The organism is Micromonospora sp. WMMD708, from assembly GCF_049315245.1.
GTDB classification, from domain to species: Bacteria; Actinomycetota; Actinomycetes; order Mycobacteriales; family Micromonosporaceae; genus Micromonospora; species Micromonospora wenchangensis.
Window position 1 is genome coordinate 1,685,483 of sequence record NZ_CP186060.1, and the last position, 24,545, is coordinate 1,710,027.

Genomic DNA, 24,545 nt, shown 5'->3' on the forward strand with positions numbered 1-24,545 from the left:
CGGGGGGTCGGGTGGCGTGGGTGACTAGGCTCGACCGGGTGGAACAGAGCACCCGCAGCCGGTTCGCCGAGCCACCGTTGACCCCCCGTACCGCCGTCATCTGGTCGGTGCTCGCCGCCGAGTTGCGGCGGCGGGCGCACGACACGCTGACCGTGCTCGACGTGGGCGGCGGCACCGGCGGGTTCGCCGTGCCGCTCGCCCAGGCCGGCCACCGGGTGACCGTGGTCGACGCCAGCCCCGACGCGCTCGCCGCCCTGACCCGCCGGGCCGCCGAGGCCGGGGTCGCCGACCGGGTGCGCGCCGTGCAGGGCGACGGCGACGCGTTGACCGGGCTGGTCGAACCGGCCACCGTCGACCTGGTGCTGTGCCACGCGGTGCTGGAGGTGGTCGACGACCCGGCGCCGGTGGTGACCGCGCTGGCCGCCGCGCTGCGTCCCGGCGGCGCGGCGAGCGTGCTGGTCGCCGGCCGGGCCGCCGCCGTGCTGGGGCGGGCCGTGAACGGCCACCTGGACGTCGCCGCCGCGCTGGCCGCCGCCCCCGACGGGGCCGCCGGCCCCCGGGACACCCTGCGCCGCCGCTTCGACGCCGAGGAGGCCGCCGCCCTGTTGCGCGCCGCCGGCCTCACCGTCGAGGAGATCCACGGGGTACGCGTGCTGGCCGACCTGCTGCCCGCCACCGTCGCCGACGGCCAGCCGGGTGCCCTGGTGGAGCTGGAGAAGGCGTTGGCCGGTCGTCCGCCCTACCGGGACCTCGCCGCCCAACTGCACCTGTTCGCCCGCCGCCCGGCATGACCGACCTGCCCCCGCCCGGGACGACCGTGCCCCCGGCCGCCGTGCCGGTGGACCGGGCGGCGGGCCCCGTGCCTCCGGCGGACCCGCTCGCGGTGCTGCCGCCGCGCTACGGCGGGGGCAGCCTGGCCGACGTGCTGCCCAGCGCGCTGGCCGTGCTCGGCGTGCCGGGCGCGGTCGACCTGCTCGGGCTCGTCCCCGCCCTGGCCGGGGTACGCCGGGTGGCCGTGCTGCTCGTCGACGGCCTCGGCTGGTACCAGCTGCCCACCGCCGCCCGGTACGCCCCGACCCTGACCGGGCTGGCCGCGACGGTGGGCCGCCCGTTGACCTCAGGCTTCCCGTCCACCACCCCGACCAGTCTGGTGACCCTGGGGGCGGGGGCGGCCCCCGGCGCGCACGGCGTGCTCGGCTTCACCGTCCGGGTGCCGGGCACCGACCGGGTGCTCAACCACATCGACTGGCGCGGCGACCCGGACCCGCTGCACTGGCAGCCGGTACGCACCCAGTGGCAGCGGGCCCGGGCCGCCGGGGTCGCGGTGAGCGTGGTGAGCCGCCCGGAGTACGCCGGCAGCGGGCTCACCCTGGCGGCCAACCGGGGCGGTGACTACCGGGGTGCCGGCGGGGTGGACGCGCTGGCCCGGACGGTGCTGGCGGCGCTGTCCGCCGGGTCCGGACCCACCCTGGTCTCCGGTTACCACCCCGACCTGGACCGGCACGGTCACCTCAGCGGGGTCGACTCGGCCCCGTGGCGGATCGCCGCCGCCGAGGTGGACGCCCTGCTCGCCCGTCTCGTCGACGGGCTGCCGGCCGACGCCGCGCTGCTGGTCACCGCCGACCACGGCCAGCTCGACGTGCCGGCGGGGCACCGGTTCGACCTGGACACCGACCCGCGGCTGCGCGCCGGCATCCGGGTGGTCGCCGGTGAGCCCCGGGTGCGGTACCTGCACGTCGACCGGGGGGCGGTGGACGACGTGGTGGCCGCCTGGTCGGCGGTGCTCGGGCCGGCGGCCCGGGTGTGCACCCGGGAGGAGATGGTGGCCGAGGGGTGGTTCGGTCCGGTCGCCGAGGAGCACCTGTCCCGGGTCGGCGACGTCGTGGTGACCTGCCGCGACACGTACGCGGTGCTGGCCACCCGGTCGGAGCCACCGGCGGTGTCCCGGCTGGTGGCGTACCACGGGGCGGACACCGCGGCGGAGATGACCGTGCCGCTGCTGGTGGTCCGGGGCTGACCGGGCCCGTCGCCCGTGGGGCGGGCGGGCCGGTTGTCGTACCGGGCGGTTAGCCTGCCGGAATGGGTCGGAGCCAGTCGTTGCCGCGCGGTGGTGACCCGCGTTTCGGGCCTGACGCCGACGACTCGGCCAGCCCGATCCTGCACGTCGACATGGACGCCTTCTTCGCCTCGGTCGAGGTGCGCCACCGGCCCGAGCTGCGGGGCCTTCCGGTGGTGGTCGGCGGGGTCGGTCCGCGCGGTGTGGTCAGCTCCGCCAGTTACGAGGCCCGCCGCTTCGGCGTGCGCAGCGCCATGCCCACCGCGCGGGCCCGCGCGCTCTGCCCCGGCGCGGTCTACCTGCCCCCCGACTTCGCCCGCTACCGGGCGGCCTCCGACGCGGTGATGCGGATCTTCCGGGACGTCACCCCGCTGGTCGAGCCGCTCTCCCTCGACGAGGCGTTTCTCGACGTGGCGGGTGCCCGCCGGCTGTTCGGCCCGCCTGCGGCCATCGCCCGGCGGATCCGGGAGCGGGTGACGGCCGAACAGGGGCTGACCTGTTCGGTCGGGGTGGGCCCGAGCAAGTTCGTGGCCAAGCTCGGCTCCACCCGGGCCAAGCCGGACGGCCTGCTCGTGGTGCCGGCCGACCGGGTGCTGGAGTTCCTTCACCCGCTGCCGGTCGACGCGTTGTGGGGGGTGGGGGAGCGTTCCGCCGAGACGCTGCGCCGGCTCGGCCTGCGGACCATCGGCGACCTGGCCGAGGCACCGGTCGGGATGCTGCGCAAGGCGCTCGGCGCGGCGTCCGCGACCCACCTGCACGAGCTGGCCCGGGGGCGGGACCCGCGCCCGGTCAGCCCGGAGCACGTGGAGAAGTCGATCGGGGCCGAGGTGACCTTCGACGTCGACGTCGTCGACGCGCAGCAGATCCGGCGGGCGTTGCTGGCCCTCAGCGAGAAGGTGGGCAGCCGGCTGCGCGGGGCCGGTCAGGTGGGCCGGACGGTCTCGCTGAAGGTGCGACTGTCCGATTTCCGTACCGTCAACCGGTCCCGGACGCTCGGCGTGGCCACCGACGTGGCCCGGGAGATCTTCGACACGTCCTGGGGTCTGTGGACCGCTCTCGACCCGGGTGAGCCGGTCCGGCTGGTCGGTGTGCGGGTGGAAAGTCTGGCCGGAACGGTCGACACGCCCCGACAGCTCACCCTCGGCGCACCCGAGCGGGGTTGGCGGGAGGCGGAAACCGCCGCCGACGCCGCGGCTGCCCGTTTCGGGCGGTCCGTCATAGGTCCGGCCAGTCTGCTCGGCAGGCGTGATGCCGGCCCCGGCGAAAATAGCAGTCGGCCATAGGTCGTCCCGCTTTCCGACGCGCGACACCCCTCGTAGACTTGGCGGCAAGCAGCCGGTTGGCTGCCACGGTCTGTCGGCCCGCCCGGGCCGACCAACGTGACCGGGGAGGAGTGCCGTGCCGCTCTCGGAGCACGAGCAGCGGCTGTTCGAGCAGATCGAGCGGTCGCTTGCCGAGGACCCCAAATTCGCCTCGGCCGTGCGCGCCAGCGACCCGCGTTTCCATACGCGGCGTCGCCTGCTCGTCGCTGCCGGCGTGGTGATCGTCGGCCTGGCCCTGTTGGTATACGGCGCGGTGATCAAGACGCCGCCGCTGGCAGTGGCGGGCTTCGTCGTCATGCTGGCCGCGCTGGGCTATGCGGTGCAGTCGCACCGGCGGGGGCAGTCACCTGACCTGCACGTGGTGGGCGGCACGACGAGTCGTCGTCGCCCGCGTGGCCGCGGCGGCCGGCGGCCGTCGCTGCTGGACCGCATGGAGGACCGGTGGCGTCAGCGCCCGGAGGGACATCGTTGAACCCCGCCCACCCCTGAGGTGGACGGGCGACACCGACGACGGTAGGTGCCGGACATAGTCCGGCCACCTCCGTCGCATCTCCATGTCCGGGGGACAGTCCTCCCAGGAGTGCGCGGTTCCCACGCATGTGGGGCGAGGTAGCGGTATCAGTCGGTTCGGATACCGCTACCTCGCCCCATGAGCGTCCCGCCGCGCCTGACCCCGCCGGCCTCGGCCGGCGGGGTCAGGCGCGGCGGGTGGCCAGCAGGCGGCGGGGGTTCCAGCGCAGCAGCAGGCGACGCAGCCGCCCCGAGGCCGTCACCAGCCGCGCCGAGCTGTCGCCCAGCGAGGCACGCCAGCGCAGCAGCACCGACGGCGGCAGCACGGCGGCCAGCAGCCGGGTACGCCGGTCGGCCCGCGCGGCGAGGGTGTCACGTACCGTCCGCAGCGCCGGGTGCAGGGGCTCGCCGGTCAGCGGGTCCCGGGCGTACCGGGCGCGTTCCTCGGCCCGGCCGAGCAGCCGTACCGCCGTGGCGGAACCGGCGTCCTCGCCGACCGCCTCCCGGGCCAGGCGTTCGGCGGTCGCCCGGGGCGTCTCCGTCCGGTCGACCCGGACCCGGTAGTCGACCAGGGTGTCCAGCAACTCGTCCCAGACGGCGTGGGCATCCGCGCGGGCCCGCTCGGCGTCCGCGCCCAGCACGGTCATCGGGATGCTCGCGCCCGCCCCGTCGTCGGGGGCGGCGCCGGCCGCCACCGGAACGGGCCGGCGGTGCCGCTGCCGCCGCAGCGCGCGCCGCCGCAGCGCCGGCAGCGCCAGCAGCGCCGCCAACGCCAGCAGCGCGCCCAGCGTCCACCAGGGCCAGGTCGGGGCCTGCTCGACGGGGGCGCCGGTGGTCGGATCGAACCCGGCGTCGGTGTCCTTGTCGAGGGCCTCGTCACGCTGCGGCCCGGTCGTGGCGCCCGGGTCCTCCGGCGCGGCGGGCGCGGCCGTGTCCGACGGCTCCGGGTCCGGGGCGTCGGAGTCCGGCGCCCACGCCGACCGGGTCGACCCCTGGACGCCGTACGCCGGGGTGGCGTCGAACGGCACCCAGCCGAACCGGTCGAAGTAGACCTCCGTCCAGGCGTGCAGGTTGCGGTTGGTCAGCACGGCGGTGTCCCCGTCGACGCTGCTGCCGTTGGTGAAGCCGAACGCCACCCGGGCGGGGATGCCGGCCTCGCGCACCAGCCAGGCCAGCGCCGCCGCGTACTGCTGGCAGTAGCCGACCTTGTTGGTGAGGAAGTCGACGATCTCCTGGCCGCTGGTGCCACCCTTGGTGCTCAGCGAGTAGCTGAACCCGTTCTCCCGGGAGAAGTAGTCGTAGAGCGCCCGGACCCGGTCGTAGTCGTTGGACTTCCCCTCCACCAGCCGGTTGACCAGCACGCCGACCTCGCGCACCTCAGGGGTGCGGGTCTGCTGCAGCCGGATCGGGTGCTCGGCCGGCAGCGGGCGGGCCCGGCGCAGCGCCGCCGGGGTGTACGTCGAGCGCACATACTCGAAGGAGTAGCGCTTGCCCCGGGAGTTGTCCCGGTTGGAGAAGACCACCCCGAGGTTCTGGTCGTACGACCAGTTGCCGTTGAGCCCGTCGAAGCTGACCGGGTCGGTGTAGACCGGTACGAAGGGCATGTTCAGCGACCGGTTCACCTCGACGGTCGCCCGGTAGGTCTGCTGCTCCACCCCCGCCTGGGCCCGGTCGGCCGGGTCGGGCAGGTCCCGGTTCACCGGCCGGCCGTTGGGCGGGCGCACCCGGAAACCGTCCGGACGCAGCTCGTCGGCGACGCCGAAGCGCAGGTAGAACGGGTTCTCCTCGGTGGTGGTGACGGTGACCATGTCGGCCACCTCGGACTGGTTGAGCTGCCCGCTGAGGGCGGCGAACAGGTCGATCCGGCCAGGGCCGCCGCCCTGCCCGAGGCGTCCGTTGCCGGTGCCGTTGCCGGCGGTGTTGAACTGGTCCAGCAGCCCGCCGGACATCCCCGGCACGGCCAGCGGCAGCAGCACGGCCAGCACCACCCCGACCACCGCCAGCCGGCGACCGGCGGCGGCCAGCGGGGAGGACTCCCAGACGTCCACGTCGCGGCCCTCGCCGGTGAACCGGCGGCCGAACCGGCGGACCCGGTCGACGTTGTCGGTCACCAGCAGCCAGAGATAGCCGGCGGCGCCGACCACGAACGGCAGCGCGGGGACGCTGTCGACGTAGACCGCCACCGGCACCGAGTAGATGGCCAGCATGGGCAGCCCGGCCAGGGCCGGCCGACGCAACCCGACGGCGAGCACGTCGACCACGATCGCCACCGAGCCCACCCCGAGCACGCTGATGAACAGCAGCGGGGTGGTGTCGGGCACCTTCACGCCGTAGGAGCGCATGTCCTGCAACGAGCCCTGCGCCAGCTCACCGAAGTGGGCCAGCGTCGCCGGGGTGGGCAGGAAGGCGACCAGCTCGCCACCGCCCGGGAAGAGCCAGGTCAGGGCGAGCAGCAGACCGGCCAGCATGCCCAGCACCTGGCCCCACAGCGGGGCCCGGACCAGCCGGGTGAGCGCCGCCGCGCCGGCCACCACGGCGACCGCGATGGTCGACTGGATCAGCCAGGTCCACTGTTGGAAGATCGACGACAGCGGGGCGGCGGCGAGCAGGGTCGCCGTGGCGGCCACGAAGCCGATGTTCCGGGACGCGTTCACGACGTCACCCTCTCTGTCGTCGGGCGTCGGTGGCGGTACGCGCGTCGGCGGGACGACGCCGGTGGGGTCGACGGCTCACCGGACGGCCCCGGCGACCGTCTCGGCGAGCGCCGCACGCAGCGCGAAGCCCTGCGAACCGCGGCCGGCCTGCGGCCAGAGCGCCGGGAGCTGGCCGTCGTGGTCGACCCCGATGACCCGCCAGCCGCCCTGCAACAGCGACAGCGCGGCGGCGGCGTGGGCCTGCTCGGACTCGAACCGGGCCCGCTCGGGCAGGCTGAGCCAGGTGGAGCTGTGCAGCACGAAACCGACGCAGGTCGCCCCGTTGCCGCGCAGCCCGCCGAGCAGTTCCGCCTCACTGGTGGTCAGCGAGCCGAACAACGCGATGATCAGGCCACCGTCGGCGCGCTGGCGGACCCGCTGCACCAGCGTCGCCACGTCGCCACGCTGGTCGAGCCGCACGTCGGCGAGGTGGTCGAGGAGCAGGCCGTCCCCGGTGGCCTCGTTGGCGTCGACGTCGACCCCGTCCCCGGTGACCAGGCGCAGCTTGTACCCGGCCTGGCGCAGGTGCACGGCGATGCTGGCGGCGGCGGAGACCGCCCACTCGAAACTGGCCGTCGGGCCGTCGCCCCGGTGCCCGTGCGCCCGGGTGTCCAGCACCACCGTGGCGCGGCTCTCCCAGGGCTGCTCCTCGCGGCGCACCATCAGCTCACCGGTGCGGGCGGTCGACTTCCAGTGCACCCGGCGCAGGTCGTCGCCCCTGCGGTACTCCCGGGTGGCGGCGTCGTCCTCGCCGTGCACCGCCACCGACCGGGCCCGGCTGTCGCCGCTGCCGGCGTACTCGCCGGGCAGCCGCACCGAGGGCAGCGGGGTGACCTGCGGGATCACGGTGAGCTGCTCGGTGCTGGGGAACGCCCGGCTCAGCTCGCACAACCCGAACGGGTCGGTCATCCGGATCACCAGCGGACCCACCTCGTACCGGCCGCGCACGTCGGCGCGCACGGTGTACGCCACCGAGCTGGCCTGGTGCGCGCCGAGCCGTTCCAGCACCACCCGGGGCCGGCTGCCCAGCGCGTACGGCAGCCGGTCCTCCAGCAACAGGGTGCCGGTGGGCAGCCGGGACATGTTCTGCAACCGCAGCACCACCCGGGAGCTGGCCCCGACCGGCACCCGGTGCGGGTCCAGCGAGCGGTTGCAGGCCAGCTTGTAGCGGGTCCGGCCGACGTAGAGCGCGGCGAGCAGCGGCAGGACGGCGAGCAGCACCGCCACCCGGAGCAGGTCCCGTTCGCCGAGGATGCCGGCCGAGATCGCGGCGGCGATGGCCGCCGCCAGGAACGAACGGCCCCGGGTGGTCAGACCACGCAGCCCGTCCCGCACGTCACGGCCTCCGCGGCTCGAACGGCGGGCGGCCGTTGCCGGCGGCGGGGCGGGGCGTGTCGTACCCGGTGGGGCGCTTGCGGTCCGGCGGCAGGGCCAGCCGGTGCACCAGCTCGGCGACGATCGCGTCGGTGGTGCGGCGGGCGAGCTGGGCGTCGGCCGTGGGGATGATCCGGTGGGCCAGCACCGGCACCGCGAGCGCCTGGAGGTCGTCGGGGAGCACGTAGTCGCGGCCCTCCAGGGCGGCCACCGCGCGGGCGGTGCGCAGCAACTGGAGGGTGGCCCGGGGGGACGCACCCAACCGCAGGTCGGGGGCCTCCCGGGTGGCGGTGACCAGGTCCACGGCGTACTGCTTGACGGCGTCGGCGACGTGTACGTTGCGGACGGTGGCGATCAGGCGGCGTACCGTGTCGGCGTCGGAGACCGGGCGCAGCTCCTGGAGCGGGTCGGCGGCGCCGTGCCCGTCCAGCATGGCCAGTTCGGCGTCCGGGCCGGGGTAGCCCATCGCGATCCGGGCGGTGAACCGGTCGCGCTGCGCCTCCGGCAGGGGGTACGTCCCCTCCATCTCGATCGGGTTCTGGGTGGCGATGACCATGAACGGGGTCTGTAGCTGGTAGGTGACGCCGTCGACGGTGACCTGCCGTTCCTCCATGCACTCCAGCAGCGCGGACTGCGTCTTGGGCGAGGCCCGGTTGATCTCGTCGCCGACCACCAGGTTGGCGAAGACCGCACCGGGGCGGAACTCGAAGTCGTGCGTCTCCTGGTTGTAGACGCTGACCCCGGTGACGTCGCTGGGCAACAGGTCGGGGGTGAACTGGATGCGCCGCACCGAACAGTCGATGGACCGGGCGAGCGCCTTGGCCAGTTTGGTCTTGCCGACGCCCGGGACGTCCTCGATCAGCAGGTGCCCCTCGGCCAGCAGGACGGCCAGGGCGAGCCGTACGGTCGCTGTCTTGCCCTCGATGACCTGCTCGATGTTGGCCACGATGGCCTCGCTGGCGGCGCGGAACTCGTCGTGCGGCAGCACGCCGCCCACCTCGTCCCAGGTCTGTTGTGTCACGGGCCTTCTCCTCGTCGCGACGGCAGCTCGGTAAAGAGCACCTGGACCCGTCGTTCGGTTCGCAACGGGAAGCCTCGTCTGCCGCAGGAATCGCACTGGTCTCTCAGGCTAACCATGTTTACGGTGAACGCCGAACCCTGCCGGAAGTCGGCCGGTCACGCAGCGGATATTCGTCAGGTCGGGGGACCGGACGCGGCCGGGCGACCACGGAAGGTGACGGCTGCGGGGTGGATGTGCCGGGCGGTCGACCGACGCCACGGGGTACACTGCCGAACGTGACCGGAGTCTTCCTGCTTCTTACCGGGCCGTGCTGATGCGCTGACGCGCGACAGCACGGCGGCCCCTCCTGTGCGAGGGGCTTTTTCGTGCCCGCGGCGGGGTCCTGCGGGCCGGACGCTCCCCAGACCCGACACGACCGCGCCAAGGAGCCAAGGAGAAGGCATGAGCGAGGCAGCCGCACCGGCGGGCGACATCCCCCCGTACCGCTACACCGCGGCCATGGCCGACGAGATCGAGCGTCGGTGGCAGGACACCTGGGAGCGGGAGGGCACCTTCCACGCGCCGAACCCGACCGGTCCGCTGGCCGACCCGGGCCACCCCCGGGCGGGCGCGGAGAAGCTGTACGTGCTGGACATGTTCCCGTACCCGTCCGGGGCGGGGCTGCACGTCGGGCACCCGCTGGGCTACATCGGCACCGACTGCTTCGCCCGCTACCAGCGGATGGCCGGGCGAAACGTGCTGCACGCGATGGGCTTCGACGCCTTCGGCCTGCCCGCCGAGCAGTACGCGGTGCAGACCGGCACCCACCCCCGCACGACCACGGTGGCCAACATCGAGCGGTACAAGGCGCAGCTGCGCCGGCTGGGGCTGGCCCACGACGAGCGACGCTCGGTGGCCACCATCGACACCGACTTCTACCGGTGGACCCAGTGGATCTTCCTGCAGGTCTACAACTCCTGGTACGACCCGCAGGCGCGGCGGGCCCGCCCGGTCGCCGAGCTGACCGCCGAGTTCGCCGCCGGTGACCGGCCCACCCCCGACGGTCGGGCCTGGGCCGAGCTGAGCCTGGCCGAGCAGCGGCGGATCGTCGACGACCACCGGCTGGCGTACGTCTCGGAGGCGCCGGTGAACTGGTGCCCGGGGCTGGGCACCGTGCTGGCCAACGAGGAGGTCACCCCGGACGGCCGCTCCGACCGGGGCAACTTCCCGGTGTTCAAGCGCAACCTGAAGCAGTGGATGATGCGGATCACCGCGTACGGTGACCGGTTGCTGGACGACCTGGACACCCTGGACTGGCCCGAGTCGATCAAGCTGCAGCAGCGCAACTGGATCGGCCGTTCGACAGGTGCGCACATCGACTTCCCGACCGGGACCACTGATTCCGGTGTCGCGGGCGGAGCCCGCATCAGAGTCTTCACCACCCGGCCGGACACCATCTTCGGGGCCACCTACCTGGTGCTGGCACCCGAGCACGAGCTGGTCGACGCGCTGACCCCGGACGCCTGGCCGGCCGGCACGCGGGACGCCTGGACCGGTGGGCACGCCGGCCCCCGGGAGGCCGTCGAGGCGTACCGGAAGGCGGCGGCGGCCAAGACCGACGTGGAGCGGCAGGCCGACACGAAGGAGAAGACAGGCGTCTTCGTCGGCGCGTACGCCACCCACCCGGTCACCGGCGGGCAGATCCCGATCTTCATCGCCGACTACGTGCTGGCCGGCTACGGCACCGGTGCGATCATGGCGGTGCCCGCCCAGGACGAGCGGGACTGGGCCTTCGCCGAGGTGTTCGACCTGCCGATCGTGCGGACCGTACAGCCGGCCGACGGGTTCGACGGGAAGGCGTGGACCGGGGACGGGCCGGCGATCAACAGCGCCGCGCCCGAGCGCGGGCTGGACCTGAACGGGCTGGGGGTGGCCGACGCCAAGGCGGCGACCATCGCCTGGCTGGAGGCCAACGGCCACGGCGTCGGCGCGGTCACCTGGCGGCTGCGGGACTGGCTGTTCTCCCGGCAGCGCTACTGGGGCGAGCCGTTCCCGATCGTCTACGACTCCACCGGCGCGGCGGTCGCGCTGCCCGAGGAGATGCTGCCTGTCGAACTGCCCGAGGTGGACGACTTCTCCCCGAAGACGTTCGACCCCGACGACGCCGACAGCAACCCGGAGACCCCGCTGTCGCGGCGGCGCGACTGGGTCGAGGTGGAGCTGGACCTGGGTGACGGGCCCAAGCGGTACACCCGGGAGACCAACGTGATGCCGCAGTGGGCCGGCTCCTGCTGGTACGAGCTGCGCTACCTGGACCCGACCAACTCCGGGCGGTTCGTCGACCCGGAGAACGAGGCGTACTGGATGGGTCCGCGCGCCGAGGGCGACTGCGGGGGCACCGACCTGTACGTCGGCGGTGCCGAGCACGCCGTGCTGCACCTGCTGTACGCCCGGTTCTGGCACAAGGTGCTGTACGACCTGGGGCACGTGTCGTCGTTCGAGCCGTTCCGCAAGCTGTTCAACCAGGGCATGATCCAGGCGTACGCGTTCCGCGACTCCCGGGGCACGCCGGTGCCGGCCGAGGAGGTCGTCGAGGTCGACGGCCGCTGGTTCCACGGCGAGCACGAGGTGACCCGCGAGTACGGCAAGATGGGCAAGTCGCTGCGCAACGTGGTCACCCCCGACGACATGTGCGCCGCCTACGGCGCGGACACCTTCCGGGTGTACGAGATGTCGATGGGCCCGCTGGAGGTGTCCCGCCCCTGGGAGACCCGGGCGGTGGTCGGGTCGTACCGGTTCCTGCAACGGGTCTGGCGGGCCGTGGTCGACGAGCAGACCGGCGCGCTGCGGGTCACCGACGCGCCGGCCGACGAGGCCACCCGACGGCTGCTGCACCGGGTGATCGACGGGGTCCGGACCGACATGGAGGGCATCCGGTTCAACACCGCGATCGCCAAGCTGATCGAGCTGACCAACGCGGTGACCCGGCTGGAGCAGACCCCGCGCGAGGTGGCCGAGCCGCTGGTGCTGATGCTGGCCCCGTTCGCCCCGCACGTGGCCGAGGAGCTGTGGCGGATGCTGGGCCACGACACCTCGCTGGCGTACGCCGACTTCCCGGCCGCCGACCCGGCCCTGCTGGTCGCCGACACGGTCACCTACCCGGTGCAGGTCAACGGCAAGGTCCGGGGCCGGATCGACGTGCCGGCCGACGCGGCGCAGGAGACCGTCCAAGCGGCGGCCCTGGAGGCGGTCGCGTCCGCGCTGGCCGGCAAGGAGCCGCGCAAGGTCATCGTGGTGCCGGGCCGGCTGGTCTCGGTCGTCGCCTGACGGTGCCGTCCGCCCGGTGGCGGGGTCGCCCCGTACGGCGGGCCGGGCAACTGTCGACGTGGAGCGGTATGCCTGAGCGTCATCTTTATGACGCTCAGGCATACCGCTCACCCGGCCCGACCATTCCGGCGGGACCGTCCCGGGCTGCCGCCCGCCGGCTGACCCGCCGCCCGCCGCCGGGCCGCCGCGCACCGGCAGGCCGGTGCCGTCCGGTCAGGGGCGCGGGTCGGCGACTGCGGACCGGCGGGCGCGCTCCGCCCGCCACCACTGGTACGCCAGCACCGCGCTGGCGATCAGCCCGAGACTGGCCGGGGCGGCGGCGTACCAGTTGATGCTGCCGGGGGAGCTGGCCGCCGCGCCGATGGCGGCGTAGCCGAAGGCGGTCGGGGCGGAGGCCAGCACGCTGCCGACCAGGAACGGCAGCACCCGCGCCCCGGTGGTGCCGTAGCCGTAGCTGACCAGCCCGAACCCGGCGATCGGCAGCATCCGTACGGTGATCACGCCGAGCACGCTCTGCCGGGCGAACCAGCCGTCGAGCCGGGCCAGCCGGCCGCGTACCCGCTCGGCGACGAACTCCCGGCCCAGCACCCGGCCGACGGCGAAGCCGAGCGCGGCGGCCAGCAGCGCCGCGCCGAGCGCGTACGCCGCGCCCTCCAGCGGGCCGAACACCGCCCCCGCCGCCAGCGTGACGAAGGTCCGCGGGACCAGGGCCACCAGCAGCAGCGCCCCGACCACCACGCCCAGCACCGGGGCGTACCCGCCGAGCGGGTCGGCCAGCCGGGGCAGTTCGGCGACGTCCGGGTGCGGTGTCACCAGCAGCAGCACCAGGAAGCCCGCGAGCATGACCAGCAGCAGGCCGAACCGACGTGCCGACGGCTGGCGAAGCAGCCGCCGGACGGCGGAGGTCACGGGCGGGCGGCGGGTGTCACGGGCGGGCGGCGGCGGCCACGGCGGCGCGGCGTTCGGTGCGCAGCCGCTCGGCCCAGGTGTCGTCCAGCGGCGGAAGCTGGTGCGCGCCGGTGGCCCAGCGCAGCAGCAGGTCGGCCAGGGCCGGGTTGCGGGCCAGCGCCGGCCCGTGCGAATACGTGCCCAGCAGCTTGCCCCGCCACGCGCCCTCGGTGACGCCGTCGTTGCCGACCCCGGCACTGACCCGGGCCAGTGGCGACACGCCGGGGCCGAGGTGGGTCCGACCGCCGTGGTTCTCGAACCCGGACAGCGGCGGCACGCCCAGCCGGGGGTCGATCTCGCCGGCCAGCTCGCCGACCGCCCGGGTGGGACCCCGGTCGGAGGAGAGGTCGAGCAGCTCCAGCCCGGCGCACCGGGTGCCCTTGGCGAAGAAGGAGGTGCCGAGGAGCTGGTAGCCGGCGCAGACGCCGAAGACCACCGAGCCCTGGGCGACGGCCCGGTGCAGGCCGCCGTCGGCGAGCAGCCGCTGCGCGCCGAGCGCCTGCGGGCCGTCCTCGCCGCCGCCGAGCAGGTAGATGTCGGCGGTGGCGGGCAGCCGCTGGTCGGAGCGGACCTCCATGACCTCGACCGGCATCCCGCGCTGCTGTGCCCGGCGGGCCAGGATCAGCAGGTTGCCCCGGTCGCCGTAGGTGGAGAGCAGGTCGGGGTAGATCCAGACGATGCGCAGGCTCTCAGTTGACACGGTCCAACTCCGCTCGGATGTCCTGGAAGGCGGTGTAGTTCGCGATGACCTCCAGCCGGCCCGGCGGGACCGCCCGGACCGCCTCGCCGAACGCCCGGACGTGCTGGAACGGCACCCCGTTGACGTCGAGCCGGACCGCCAGGTCGTACGCGCGGTCGCCGGTGATCAGCACCTGCCGGCCGCGCAGCGGGGCGAAGTCGACGTCGAACAGCCAGGAGGTGTCCAGCCCGTCGGGGTCACGGGCGTTGATGGACAGCAGGGTGGGCGCCTCGTCGGCCATGTCGAACGCCTCCAGCCAGCTGGCCGGGTTCTTGGCCAGCAGCAGCCGGATGTTGCGCCCGTCCCGGTCGACCTGGGCGTACCGGCCGGCGACCGAGGTGACCGTGTGCAGCCGGGAGACGGCGTCGACGGGGCGTACCCCGAACTCGGCGGCGACGGCCAGCGCGGTGGCGGCGTTGCCGAGGTTGACCTTGCCGGGGAGCTGGAGGGTCACCTTGTGCCAGGCCCCGGTGGGGTCGAGCACGCCGTCGTCCTCCACCGTCCACTGGGCGTCCGGGCGGCGCAGCGGGCAACCGGTGCACCACCACTGCTCGCCGGAGCGCTGGATGGTGGAGCCGCACTCGGGGCAGACCCAGGAGTCGTCGTGCCAGCGCTGGCCGGCGCTGAACCAGGTGACGTGCGGCGGTCGGATGCCCTGCGCGGGGTCGGCGGGTGGGGTGGCCGCCCAGACCACCATCGGGTCGTCGGCGTTGGCCACCACCCGCACGTCGGTGTGCCGGACCAGCGCCGCGCGCCAGAGCTGCGCCATCATGGCGACCTCCTTGGCCCGGTCGAGCTGGTCGCGGGAGAGGTTGAGCAGGGCCACCACGTGCGGCTCGGTGGCCTCCAGCACCTGCGCGAGGTAGTGCTCGTCGACCTCCAGCACCGCGTACGGGGTGCTGCCGGCCTTGGCCAGCGCCGAGGTGTGCCCGGTGGGCATGTTGGCACCGAACGAGTTGGTCGCCACCCGGCCGAGCACGCCGACGGCGGCGGCGCAGAGCCGGGTGGTGGTGGTCTTGCCGTTGGTGCCGGAGACCAGCGCGATGGCGCGTCCGGCCGAGAGGTGGGCCAGCAGGTCCGGGTCGATCTTCAGCCCGATCCATCCGCCGATCACCGAGCCGTCGCCCCGGCCGGCGGCGCGCGACAGCGCCGCGGCGGTCCTCGACACGGAGCTGGCCACCTTCGCCCGCAGGGGCATCTTCGCGTCCGTCACGCGAGCGAGGTTACCGGACCTCCGCGCCCGCCAGATCGCCGCCGACGGCGAACCGTTCGGTCGGGGCGGGCCGGGCATCCGGTCGGCGGACGTTCCACCGGATGGAGTCGATCTATGTCGGGTAGCGGACGTGGCTGTGGCCCGGCGCGCCCCTCCACTCCGCTCCACCGGCTCTGACGTGCGGTTTTAGCCACGAAGGCGACGCGCCGGGGCGGCGATTCTGGTTGCAGGTGGAGGGAAGTGGAGTAGAGTGGGGCGCAATGGTGAGGCCGGGAGGGCCCACCGGCCCAGGGGGTCAGCGGCGCCGCGAACGCCGCTCAGGGCAAGGGGGTTGGGCCGATGTTCCTCGGCACCCACACTCCGCGCCTGGACGAAAAGGGCCGTTTGATCCTTCCGGCCAAATTCCGGGACGAGCTGGCGGGGGGTGTCGTGATCACCAAAGGGCAGGATCGCTGCCTCTACGTCTTCCCCACGCCCGAGTTCCAACGGATCGCCGACCAGTTGCGCGCGCAACCGATGACGAACAAGGCGGCCCGGGCCTACAGCCGGGTCTTCTTCGCCAGCGCGCACGACGAGGTCCCCGACAAGCAGGGCCGGGTCACCATCCCGTCCCACCTGCGGTCCTATGCCGCGCTCGACCGGGACCTGGTGGTGATCGGGGCGTCCACCCGGGTGGAGATCTGGGACCGGACGGCCTGGGACACCTACCTCGCCGACAGCGAAGACGACTTCGCCGACATCGAGGAGGGGGTGCTGCCCGGCGGTCTGTAGGGCGCGGCGACGCCCGACGTACTGCGAGATCTCCAGCCGCTTTCGAGTTCCTGGCGCCCCTTCCCCGGTGCCAGGGGCACGATCTCCACTCCGGGCGTCGGCCCGGGGCCGGGGCGGGAGCGGATGGGGATCTGGCGGTACGACGGCACGGCGTCGTCCGACGAGCAGAGCGCGACACGACGAGACATATTCCACAGTGGGGGTCGACATGGGGGAGCTTCGCGGCACGCACGTGCCGGTGCTGCTTGAGCGGTGTCTCGAGCTGCTGGCCCCCGCGCTGGACCGGGGCGGCCGTACGGTCCACGTCGACGCCACGCTGGGGTTGGCCGGTCACGCCGAGGCGGTGCTGCAACGGCACCCGAACACGGTGCTGATCGGCCTGGACCGGGACACCGAGGCCCTGGCGCACGCCCGGGTCCGGCTGGCCCGGTTCGCCGACCGGATCCACCTGGAGCACGCCGTCTACGACGAGCTGCCCGAGGTGGTGGCCCGGCTGGGCTACCCGGGGGTCGACGGGGTGCTGTTCGACCTGGGCGTCTCGTCGTTGCAACTCGACGCGCCCGACCGCGGGTTCGCCTACGCCCAGGACGCGCCGCTGGACATGCGGATGGACCAGACCCGGGGGGTGACCGCCGAAGAGGTGGTCAACAGCTACTCCCACCCGGACCTGGCCCGGGTGCTGCGGGTCTACGGCGAGGAGAAGTTCGCCGGCCGGATCGCCTCGGCGATCCTGCGGGAGCGGGAGCGGGGTCGGATCACCTCCTCGGCCCGGCTGGCGGAGCTGGTCAGGGAGAGCATTCCGGCACCAGCACGACGAACCGGGGGACACCCGGCCAAGAGAACGTTTCAGGCTTTACGCATCGAGGTAAACAGGGAACTGGCGGTGCTGGAGACGGCGCTGCCGGCTGCCCTCGACAAGCTCCACGTGGGCGGTCGCCTGGTGGTCCTGTCCTACCACTCGCTGGAGGACCGGCTCACCAAGCAGGCGCTCGCCGACCGGGTCCGCAGTAAGGGCCCGGTCGACCTTCCGGTGGAACTCCCCGGGTCGGGTCCGACGTTCCGGCTGCTCAGCCGGGGTGCCGAACTCGCCGGGGAGGCCGAGGTCGCCGCGAACCCGCGGGCCGCATCCGTGCGGCTGCGGGCGGCGGAGCGACTCGACCCGGCCACCGGGCAGCAGGGGCGGACCGACCGCGAACGGTCCGGCCGACGGGTCAGGGCGATGCACCAACCGGGCACGGGGTCGACACGGGGTTCCACAGTGGACCCGGGGTCGACCCCGGGGGACGGCAGGACGGACGAACAGGGGGAGGGGACATGAACGTCAACAAGCGTGACGGCCGCGACGCGGTCGTCGGGCAGCGCGCACCGCGGTCGGGGGGCCGGACCACGGCGCAGCGCACGGCCCGTACCACGACGCCGGCGGACCTCACCGGTCGAGCGGGGGAGGCGCGCCGGGGGGCGCGCGAGTTCCCCACCCAGGGCAGTGCCGCGTTGCGGCCGGCGGAGCAGCCGGCCACCCGTACCGCCACCACGGCCGCCGGGTCGCCCCGGCTGCGGGTGGCGCCGCCGCCGCCGGTCCGGGTGCCCCGGGCGCCGTTCGCGGCACTGATCGTGGTGCTGGTGGTCGGCGGGGTGCTGGGCATCCTCGCGGTCAACACCAAGATCAATGAGAACGCGTTCAAGCTCCAGCAGCTCCAGCAGCAGCAGGCCCGCCTCGACGTCGACCAGCAGCAGCTGGAGAAGGAGATCGAGGAGGCCAAGGAGCCGGGCAACCTGACCGCCGAGGCACGCAAGCTGGGCCTGGTCGAGGCGGGCGAACCGGCGTACATCCGGCTGCCGGACGGCCGGCTGATCGGCGTGCCGCAGCCGGCCGACGGGCAGCCGGCGATCACCAGCCAGCAGGGCAACGGGGGGTAACGCCCGTGCCACCGAGATCCGACGATCCGCGCCGGGACCCCACGGGCTCCCGGCGCGGACCGGTTCGTGGCGGGGTCGCCCGGGGCGGCGGACCGCGTACCCCGGAACCACGCACGCCCGAGCCACGTACGCCCGAGCCGCGCAGCGGGGAACCCCCGGCCGGCGGACCCCGCCCCGGTGAGCCCCGGGGCCACGGCCGCGCCGGTGAACCCCGCAGCGGGCAGCCCCGGACCGGGGACGTCGGGGGGATCTCCGACGCGCGGGCGTACACCCCCCGGGGTCGGACCATCCGGGAGAGCAGCGAGGACCGGGGCGGACAACGGCGCACCCCCCGGGCCGGCCGCTCCGGCGACCCGTTCCGCCCCGCGTTGCAGGTGCTCGACGGCGGCCGGGCGGTCGCCAACCGGGCCGGCCGGCGGGAGGCCGCCCCGACCGGGCGCACCGGGGTCGTCCGGACCGTGCCGCCGCGCGCCGTCCCCGACGACGACGAGTTCGCCGAGCTGCCCACGCCCCGCCGCCGCCCCGGCCGCCGCACCGACACCCCCGGCCGGGGCGCCCCGCGCCGGACCGAGGCCCCCCGGCGCACCGACCGGCCCGCCGGGCGACGGCCGGTGCGCAAGCCGCGCCGCCCGCCGAAGCTCGCCGATCCGCGTCGCCGGCTGCGGCTGGGCACCATGCTGGTGCTCGCGGTCTTCGCCGTGATCGGCATCCGGCTGGTCGTCCTGCAGGCCGTGGACTCCCCGGCGTACGCCGACGGCGGCGTCGACAACCGGCTCGCCCGCATCGACCTGCCCGCCCCGCGCGGCTCGATCCAGGACCGCACCGGCGCCCCGCTGGCCCGCAGCGTCGAGGCCCGGTACGTCTTCGCCGACCCCACCATGATCAAGGACCGCACGGAGACCGCGAAGCTGCTCTCCCCGCTGCTCGGCGTCCCGGTCTCCGAACTGGCCGAGAAGATGAAGCGCAAGGGCAAGCTCCAGTTCCGCTACCTGGCCCGGGGCGTCGACATCGCCCGGGCCAAGCAGATCGAGGCGCTTGACCTGGCCGGCATCGGCACCCACCGTGACGAACGTCGCGAGGTGCCCGGTGGTGACCTGGCCGCCAACCTGGTCGGCTTCACCAGCCAGGACATGGACGGCCTGGAGGGCCTGGAGGGCCGCTACGACGACGTGCTGCGCGGGCAGGACGGCCGCCGGGTGTACGAGGCCGGCCTCGGCGACCTCAACGCGCCCATCCCCGGCGGCTACAGCCAGACCACCGAACCCAAGCCGGGCAGTTCGCTGGTGCTCACCATCGACCGGGACCTCCAGTTCCAGGTGCAGCAGATCCTCAGCCGGCAGATGGCGCAGACCCGGGGCGCGATCGGTGCGGCGGTGGTGCTCGACGTCAAGACCGGTGACGTGCTGGCCCAGGCCAGCAACCCGACCTACAACGCGGCCACCCCGGAGCAGAGTCGACCCACCGACCGGGAGGACGCGGCCACCAGCTTCGTGGTCGACCCGGGCTCGGTGCACAAGGCGATCACCTACGGCGCGGCCCTGCAGGAGGGCATCATCACCCCGGACAGCGCCTGGCCGGTCGCGAACACCATCACCCGGGGCGGGGTGACCTTCCGCGACACCCACCCGGCCGACGGCAAGAAGCTCAGCGTGGCCGGGATGCTGGCCTACTCGTCCAACGTCGGCACGATCGAGATCGGCGACCGGCTCGGCCCCGACCGGCTGATCGACTACCAGAAGCGATTCGGGCTGGGGCAGCCCACCGGCGAGGGGATGCCCGGCGAGGCGTCCGGGCGGCTGCTCCCGGCCGACCAGTGGAGCGGTTCGTCGTACGGGTCGGTGCCGATCGGGCACAGCGTGGACGCCACCCCGTTGCAGATGGCCGCCGCGTACGCCGCCATCGCCAACGACGGCACCTACGTCCAGCCCCACCTGATCAAGGAGGTGGTCGGGGCGGACGGGACACGCACCCCGTCCGCCGCCCCGGTCACCCGTTCGGTGCTCAGCCCGGGCAACGCAGCCGCGCTGCGTACCCTGCTGGAAGCGGTGACCACCGTCGACGGCGCGACCGGCCTGGCCGCCGCGGTGCCCGGCTACCGGGTCGCCGGCAAGACCGGCACCGGGCTGCGCTACGTCGACGGCAGGCAGCAACCCGGCGAGGTCGGCTCGTTCATCGGGATGGCGCCCGCCGAGGCGCCCCGGTACGTGGTGGCGGTCTTCGTGTGGAACCCCGAGGGCGGTGGCGGCGCGGTCGTCGCCCCGGCGTTCCGCGAGATGATGGGCTTCACGCTGCGTCACTACCGGGTCCCGCCGTCGCGCGGGAAATCCCCCAACTTCGAGGTCTTTCCGCGCTGACCGGGAACGGCGGGACATCATCGGTGAGTGCCGACGAACCACCGGGGCGGCTGTGCGGCCGGAACCGGACGACCGGGTAGGGTCTGACGCCGTGCCCGGCAATCCACGCCCCCGTACCGTGCCCGGAGTCCGGCTCGGCGACCTCGCCGACCGGCTCGCCGTGACGCCGCCGGCCGACGCCGCCGCGCTGGTCGTGACCGGGGTGACCCACGCCAGCCAGGAGGTCCGCCCCGGCGACCTGTACGCCGCGCTGCCCGGCGCCCGGCGGCACGGCGCCCAGTTCGCCGCCGCCGCGGCCTCGGCCGGCGCGGTGGCCGTGCTGACCGACCCGGCCGGCGCCGTGGCGGCCGGCGCGACCGGGCTGCCCGTGCTGGTGACCGCCGACCCCCGGGCGGTGCTGGGCGAGCTGGCCGCCGCCGTCTACGGCGACCCGACCGACGGGCTGACCGTGATCGGGGTGACCGGCACCGCCGGCAAGACCTCGACGGCCTACCTGATCGAGTCCGGGTTGCGCGCCGCCGGCCACGTCACCGGCCTGATCGGCACCGTGGAGACCCGGCTGGGCGACCTGGTCACCGACAGCGTCCGGACCACCCCGGAGGCCACCGACCTGCACGCCCTGCTCGCCGCCGCGCGGGAACGCGGGGTGACCGCGGTGGTCATGGAGGTGTCCAGCCACGCCCTGGCGATGGGACGGGTCGGCGGGGTCCGGTTCACCGTCGGCGGCTACACCAACTTCGGCTCCGACCACCTCGACTTCCACGCCGACTCGGCCGACTACTTCGCGGCGAAGGCGAAGCTGTTCGACGGGCGCTGCCGGGTCGAGGTGCTCAACCACGACGACCCGGCGTTGCGCCCGCTGTACCGGCCGGCCACGGTCAGCTACTCGGCGGCCGGCGACCCGACCGCCACCTGGTGGGCCGACCGGGTCGGCGGCGAGGGTTTTGCCCAGCGGTTCACCGCGCACGGCCCGGACGACCTGGTCCTGTCCGCCGGGGTGGCGCTGCCCGGCCGGCACAACGTGGCCAACGCGCTGCTCGCGATCGCCTGCCTGGTCGCCGCCGGGGTCGACCCGACGACGGCCGCCGCCGGGGTGGCCGCCTGCGGCGGGGTGCCCGGCCGGCTGGAACTGGTCAGCGGGGACGCCCCGGTGCGCGGCGTGGTCGACTACGCGCACAAGACCGACGCCGTGGTGGCCGCCCTGGCCGCGTTGCGTGACTCGGGCACCGGCCGGCTGATCTGCGTCATCGGCGCGGGGGGCGACCGGGACCGGGGCAAGCGCCCGGCGATGGGTGCCGCCGCCGCCCGGGGTGCGGACGTGGTGCTGGTGACCGACGACAACCCGCGTACCGAGGACCCGGCGACGATCCGGGCCGAGGTGCTGGCCGGGGCGTACGCCGCCGACGCGGCCGCCCGGATCGTCGAGGTGCCGGGCCGGCGGGAGGCGATCGCCGCGGCGGTCCGGCTGGCCGGGCCGGGTGACGTGGTGGCGCTGCTCGGCAAGGGACACGAACGCGGTCAGGAGATCGCCGGCGTGGTGCTCCCGTTCGACGACCGGACCGAGCTGGCGGAGGCGTTGCGCGTCCGCTTCGGCGACCTGGCGGGTCGACGGTGATCCCGCTGAGCCTGGCCGAGGTGGCCTCGGCGGTCGGCGGCCGGCTGCACGCCGCCGACCCGGACACCCGGGTCACCGGCCCGGTCGAGTTCGACTCCCGCAAGGTCGCCGCCGGGGCGCTGTTCGTGGCCTTCCCCGGCGAACGGGTCGACGGGCACGACTACGCCGCCGGTGCCGTCGCCGCCGGTGCGGTGGCGGTGCTCGGCACCCGGGAGCTGCCCGGGGTGCCGATGGTGCTGGTGGACGACGCGCTGGCCGCGCTGGGCCGGCTGGCCCGCGCCGTGGTGGACCGGCTGCCCGGGCTCACCGTGATCGGGTTGACCGGGTCGTCGGGCAAGACCACCACCAAGGACCTGATCGCGCAGCTCGCCGTCCGGCTCGGCCCGACGGTCGCCCCGCCCGGATCGTTCAACAACGAGCTGGGCCACCCGTACACCGCGTTGCAGGCCACCGCGCAGACCCGGTACCTGGTGATGGAGAAGGGCGCCCGGGGCGTGGGGCACGTCCGCTACCTCTGCGACGTGGTGCCGCCCCGGATCTCGGTGGTGCTCAACGTCGGGGTGGCGCACCTGGGCGAGTTCGGCTCGGTGGAGAACATCGCCCTGGCCAAGGGGGAGCTGGTGGAGGCGCTGCCGGCCGACGGGCTGGCGGTGCTCAACGCCGACGACCCGCTGGTCGCCGCGATGGCGTCGCGCACCGCCGCCCGGGTGGTGCGCTACGGCGAGTCGGCCGACGCCGATGTCCGCGCGGTGGACGTCACCCTGGACGGGCGGGGCCGGCCGGCGTACACGCTGGTCACCCCGGAGGGGACGGCCCCGGTGCGGCTCGGCCTGACCGGCCGGCACCAGGTCTCCAACTCGCTCGCCGCGGCGGCGGTGGCCCGCGAGCTGGGCATGCCGCTGGCCGAGCTGGCGGCGGCCCTGGGCGACCTGGGGCTGGTCTCCACCCGCCGGATGGACGTCTTCACCCGTCCCGACGGGGTGACCGTGATCGACGACTCGTACAACGCCAACCCGGCCTCGACGGCGGTGGCGCTGCGCGCGCTGGCCGGGATGCACCGGGGTGGGCGGACGTTCGCCGCGCTGGGCTACATGGCCGAGCTGGGCGCGTACGAGGACGAGGGGCACCGGGAGGTCGGCCGGCTCGCGGCCGAACTCGGTGTCGACCGGCTGCTCGTGGTGGGTGAGCCGGCCGCGCCGATCCACGAGGGCGCGACAGCGGTAAGTGACTGGGGAGGAGAGTCGGTGCTGCTCACCGATCAGGCGGCGGCCGTCGAGGTGCTGCGCAGCGAGCTACGACCGGGCGACGTCGTCCTGGTGAAGGGCTCCCGGTACCGCACCTGGGAGGTGGCCGACGCGCTGCGGGCCGACGCCCAGGCTGACGGGGCCGGCGCGGGGGGTGCCGCGTGAGGGCGGTCATCGTCGCCATCGGCGTGGCGTTCCTGGTGTCGCTGCTGGCGACCCCGCTGGCGATCAGGGTGTTCGCCCGGCTCAAGGCCGGCCAGCCGATCCGGTCGAACCTCGGGCTGGCCAGCAACGAGGGCAAGAAGGGCACGCCGACGATGGGCGGCGTGGTGTTCATCCTGGCCACGGTCATCGCGTACGTCGCCGGCCACCTCGCCCTGACCACCCTGCCGGACGCGCAGATCGCCCAGGTCGAGCCGACCATCACCGCCCTGGTGCTGCTGGGGCTGATGGTCTTCTCCGGCGCGGTCGGCTTCATCGACGACTTCCTCAAGGTGCGCAAGCGGCACAGCGGCGGGCTCAACAAGCGCGGCAAGCTGTTCGGGCAGATCCTGGTCGGCGCGGTCTTCGGGGTGGTCGCGCTGTACTTCCCGAGCAGCATGACCGACGCCAGCGGCGCGACGACCAACACCGAGACCGTGGGCAGCACCACGCTGAGCTTCATCCGGGACATCCCGGCGTTGGAGATCGGCAAGGTCGCCTCGGTCATCGTGATCATCATGGTGGTGATGGCGGCGACCAACGGGGTCAACCTCACCGACGGCCTGGACGGGCTGGCCACCGGCGCCTCGGTGATGGTGCTGGCCGCGTACGCGCTGATCGCGTTCTGGCAGTACCGGCACTGGTGCGCCGACCCGACGTACACCGCCAACCCGAACAACTACTGCTACGCCGTCCGGGACCCGCTGGAGATCGCGCTGATCGCCGGGGCGGCGGCCGGGGCCTGCGTGGGCTTCCTGTGGTGGAACACCTCGCCGGCCCGGATCTTCATGGGCGACACCGGCGCGCTGGGCCTCGGCGGCCTGATCGCCGGGATGGCGATGTCCACCCGGACGGTGCTGCTGCTGCCGATCCTCGGCGGCCTCTTCGTGATCATCACGATGTCCGTGGTGATCCAGATCATCTCGTTCCGGACCACCGGCAAGCGGGTGTTCCGGATGTCCCCGCTCCAGCACCACTTCGAGCTGGCCGGCTGGAGCGAGGTCAACATCGTGGTCCGGTTCTGGATCATCGCGGGTATCGGGGTGGCCATCGCGCTCGGCCTGTTCTACAGCGACTTCCTGGCCAGCATGGGCTGACCGGCCGGGCGTACCGGACGGGGGTCCCTCCTACCGGAGGGGCCCCCGTTTCGTATTTCGACACGCCGACCGGGGGGAACGGCCGGAACGGGCCGCCCGCAGCGGCGATGATGGTCGGGTGGGGGAGGACCGAGGCACGGACACCGCGACGACGACGCAGACCC

The 24,545-nt window shown here is 74.2% G+C and carries 18 protein-coding genes; 12 read left to right on the plus strand and 6 right to left on the minus strand.

Features of this window, described 5'->3' with window-relative positions; all coding sequences use genetic code 11:
• Positions 1 to 20 precede the first annotated feature (20 nt).
• From ACN260_RS07720 to ACN260_RS07735, 4 genes are all read left to right on the plus strand, one after another.
• Positions 21 to 791 (plus strand): methyltransferase domain-containing protein, encoded by a 771-nt coding sequence (locus ACN260_RS07720; protein ID WP_422755324.1) that lies wholly within the window; start codon positions 21 to 23, stop codon positions 789 to 791.
• The gene (locus ACN260_RS07725) at positions 788 to 2,017 is read left to right on the plus strand and encodes an alkaline phosphatase family protein (RefSeq protein ID WP_422755325.1); all 1,230 of its coding nucleotides are present in this window, start codon (positions 788 to 790) and stop codon (positions 2,015 to 2,017) included. Before ACN260_RS07720 ends, ACN260_RS07725 begins: the two co-directional genes overlap by 4 nt.
• A gap of 62 nt (positions 2,018 to 2,079) precedes the next feature.
• Complete coding sequence (locus ACN260_RS07730; protein WP_422755326.1) at positions 2,080 to 3,339, plus strand: DNA polymerase IV; 1,260 nt, start codon at positions 2,080 to 2,082, stop codon at positions 3,337 to 3,339.
• Between the two features lie 115 nt (positions 3,340 to 3,454).
• Positions 3,455 to 3,850, plus strand: coding sequence for a DUF3040 domain-containing protein (locus tag ACN260_RS07735; protein ID WP_422755327.1), 396 nt, complete (start codon positions 3,455 to 3,457; stop codon positions 3,848 to 3,850).
• Positions 3,851 to 4,073: 223 nt separating this feature from the next.
• Here ACN260_RS07735 and ACN260_RS07740 read toward each other — a convergent pair whose 3' ends face one another.
• The 3 genes from ACN260_RS07740 to ACN260_RS07750 all read right to left on the minus strand — a co-directional run bounded on the left by ACN260_RS07740 (position 4,074) and on the right by ACN260_RS07750 (position 8,976).
• Positions 4,074 to 6,542, minus strand: coding sequence for a transglutaminase TgpA family protein (locus tag ACN260_RS07740; RefSeq protein WP_422755328.1), 2,469 nt, complete (start codon positions 6,540 to 6,542; stop codon positions 4,074 to 4,076).
• A gap of 75 nt (positions 6,543 to 6,617) precedes the next feature.
• The gene (locus tag ACN260_RS07745) at positions 6,618 to 7,916 is read right to left on the minus strand and encodes a DUF58 domain-containing protein (protein ID WP_363794748.1); all 1,299 of its coding nucleotides are present in this window, start codon (positions 7,914 to 7,916) and stop codon (positions 6,618 to 6,620) included.
• 1 nt (position 7,917) lies between these two features.
• Entirely contained in the window at positions 7,918 to 8,976 is a 1,059-nt protein-coding gene (locus ACN260_RS07750; protein WP_088643029.1) for an AAA family ATPase, read from the minus strand.
• Between the two features lie 441 nt (positions 8,977 to 9,417).
• On the opposite strand from ACN260_RS07750, the gene leuS reads away from it, so the two are divergent.
• The gene (leuS, locus tag ACN260_RS07755; RefSeq protein ID WP_422755329.1) at positions 9,418 to 12,282 is read left to right on the plus strand and encodes a leucine--tRNA ligase; all 2,865 of its coding nucleotides are present in this window, start codon (positions 9,418 to 9,420) and stop codon (positions 12,280 to 12,282) included.
• Between the two features lie 213 nt (positions 12,283 to 12,495).
• Here leuS and ACN260_RS07760 read toward each other — a convergent pair whose 3' ends face one another.
• The 3 genes from ACN260_RS07760 to ACN260_RS07770 are packed head-to-tail and all read right to left on the minus strand — an operon-like array spanning position 12,496 to position 15,167.
• Positions 12,496 to 13,191, minus strand: coding sequence for a TVP38/TMEM64 family protein (locus ACN260_RS07760; protein WP_422755330.1), 696 nt, complete (start codon positions 13,189 to 13,191; stop codon positions 12,496 to 12,498).
• Between the two features lie 16 nt (positions 13,192 to 13,207).
• Positions 13,208 to 13,930 carry a type 1 glutamine amidotransferase gene (locus tag ACN260_RS07765; protein WP_422755331.1) on the minus strand — a complete coding sequence of 241 codons (723 nt, stop codon included), beginning with the start codon at positions 13,928 to 13,930 and terminating at the stop codon, positions 13,208 to 13,210.
• Positions 13,920 to 15,167, minus strand: coding sequence for a MurT ligase domain-containing protein (locus tag ACN260_RS07770; RefSeq protein ID WP_422756650.1), 1,248 nt, complete (start codon positions 15,165 to 15,167; stop codon positions 13,920 to 13,922). Before ACN260_RS07770 ends, ACN260_RS07765 begins: the two co-directional genes overlap by 11 nt.
• A 354-nt stretch (positions 15,168 to 15,521) precedes the next feature.
• Between ACN260_RS07770 and mraZ the strand changes: the two genes are divergently transcribed.
• The 7 genes from mraZ to mraY all read left to right on the plus strand — a co-directional run bounded on the left by mraZ (position 15,522) and on the right by mraY (position 24,381).
• Complete coding sequence (gene mraZ, locus ACN260_RS07775; protein ID WP_422755332.1) at positions 15,522 to 15,953, plus strand: division/cell wall cluster transcriptional repressor MraZ; 432 nt, start codon at positions 15,522 to 15,524, stop codon at positions 15,951 to 15,953.
• Between the two features lie 208 nt (positions 15,954 to 16,161).
• Positions 16,162 to 17,271 (plus strand): 16S rRNA (cytosine(1402)-N(4))-methyltransferase RsmH, encoded by a 1,110-nt coding sequence (rsmH, locus tag ACN260_RS07780; protein ID WP_422755333.1) that lies wholly within the window; start codon positions 16,162 to 16,164, stop codon positions 17,269 to 17,271.
• Entirely contained in the window at positions 17,268 to 17,870 is a 603-nt protein-coding gene (locus tag ACN260_RS07785; protein WP_422755334.1) for a hypothetical protein, read from the plus strand. The genes rsmH and ACN260_RS07785 overlap by 4 nt, the downstream gene beginning before the upstream one ends.
• 374 nt (positions 17,871 to 18,244) lie before the next feature.
• The gene (locus ACN260_RS07790) at positions 18,245 to 20,224 is read left to right on the plus strand and encodes a peptidoglycan D,D-transpeptidase FtsI family protein (RefSeq protein WP_422756651.1); all 1,980 of its coding nucleotides are present in this window, start codon (positions 18,245 to 18,247) and stop codon (positions 20,222 to 20,224) included.
• Between the two features lie 52 nt (positions 20,225 to 20,276).
• A complete protein-coding gene (locus ACN260_RS07795) occupies positions 20,277 to 21,839 on the plus strand; it encodes a UDP-N-acetylmuramoyl-L-alanyl-D-glutamate--2,6-diaminopimelate ligase (protein WP_422755335.1) in 1,563 nt (520 codons plus the stop codon).
• The gene (locus tag ACN260_RS07800) at positions 21,836 to 23,248 is read left to right on the plus strand and encodes a UDP-N-acetylmuramoyl-tripeptide--D-alanyl-D-alanine ligase (protein WP_422755336.1); all 1,413 of its coding nucleotides are present in this window, start codon (positions 21,836 to 21,838) and stop codon (positions 23,246 to 23,248) included. The genes ACN260_RS07795 and ACN260_RS07800 overlap by 4 nt, the downstream gene beginning before the upstream one ends.
• Entirely contained in the window at positions 23,245 to 24,381 is a 1,137-nt protein-coding gene (gene mraY, locus ACN260_RS07805; RefSeq protein WP_088643039.1) for a phospho-N-acetylmuramoyl-pentapeptide-transferase, read from the plus strand. The genes ACN260_RS07800 and mraY overlap by 4 nt, the downstream gene beginning before the upstream one ends.
• Positions 24,382 to 24,545 lie beyond the last annotated feature (164 nt).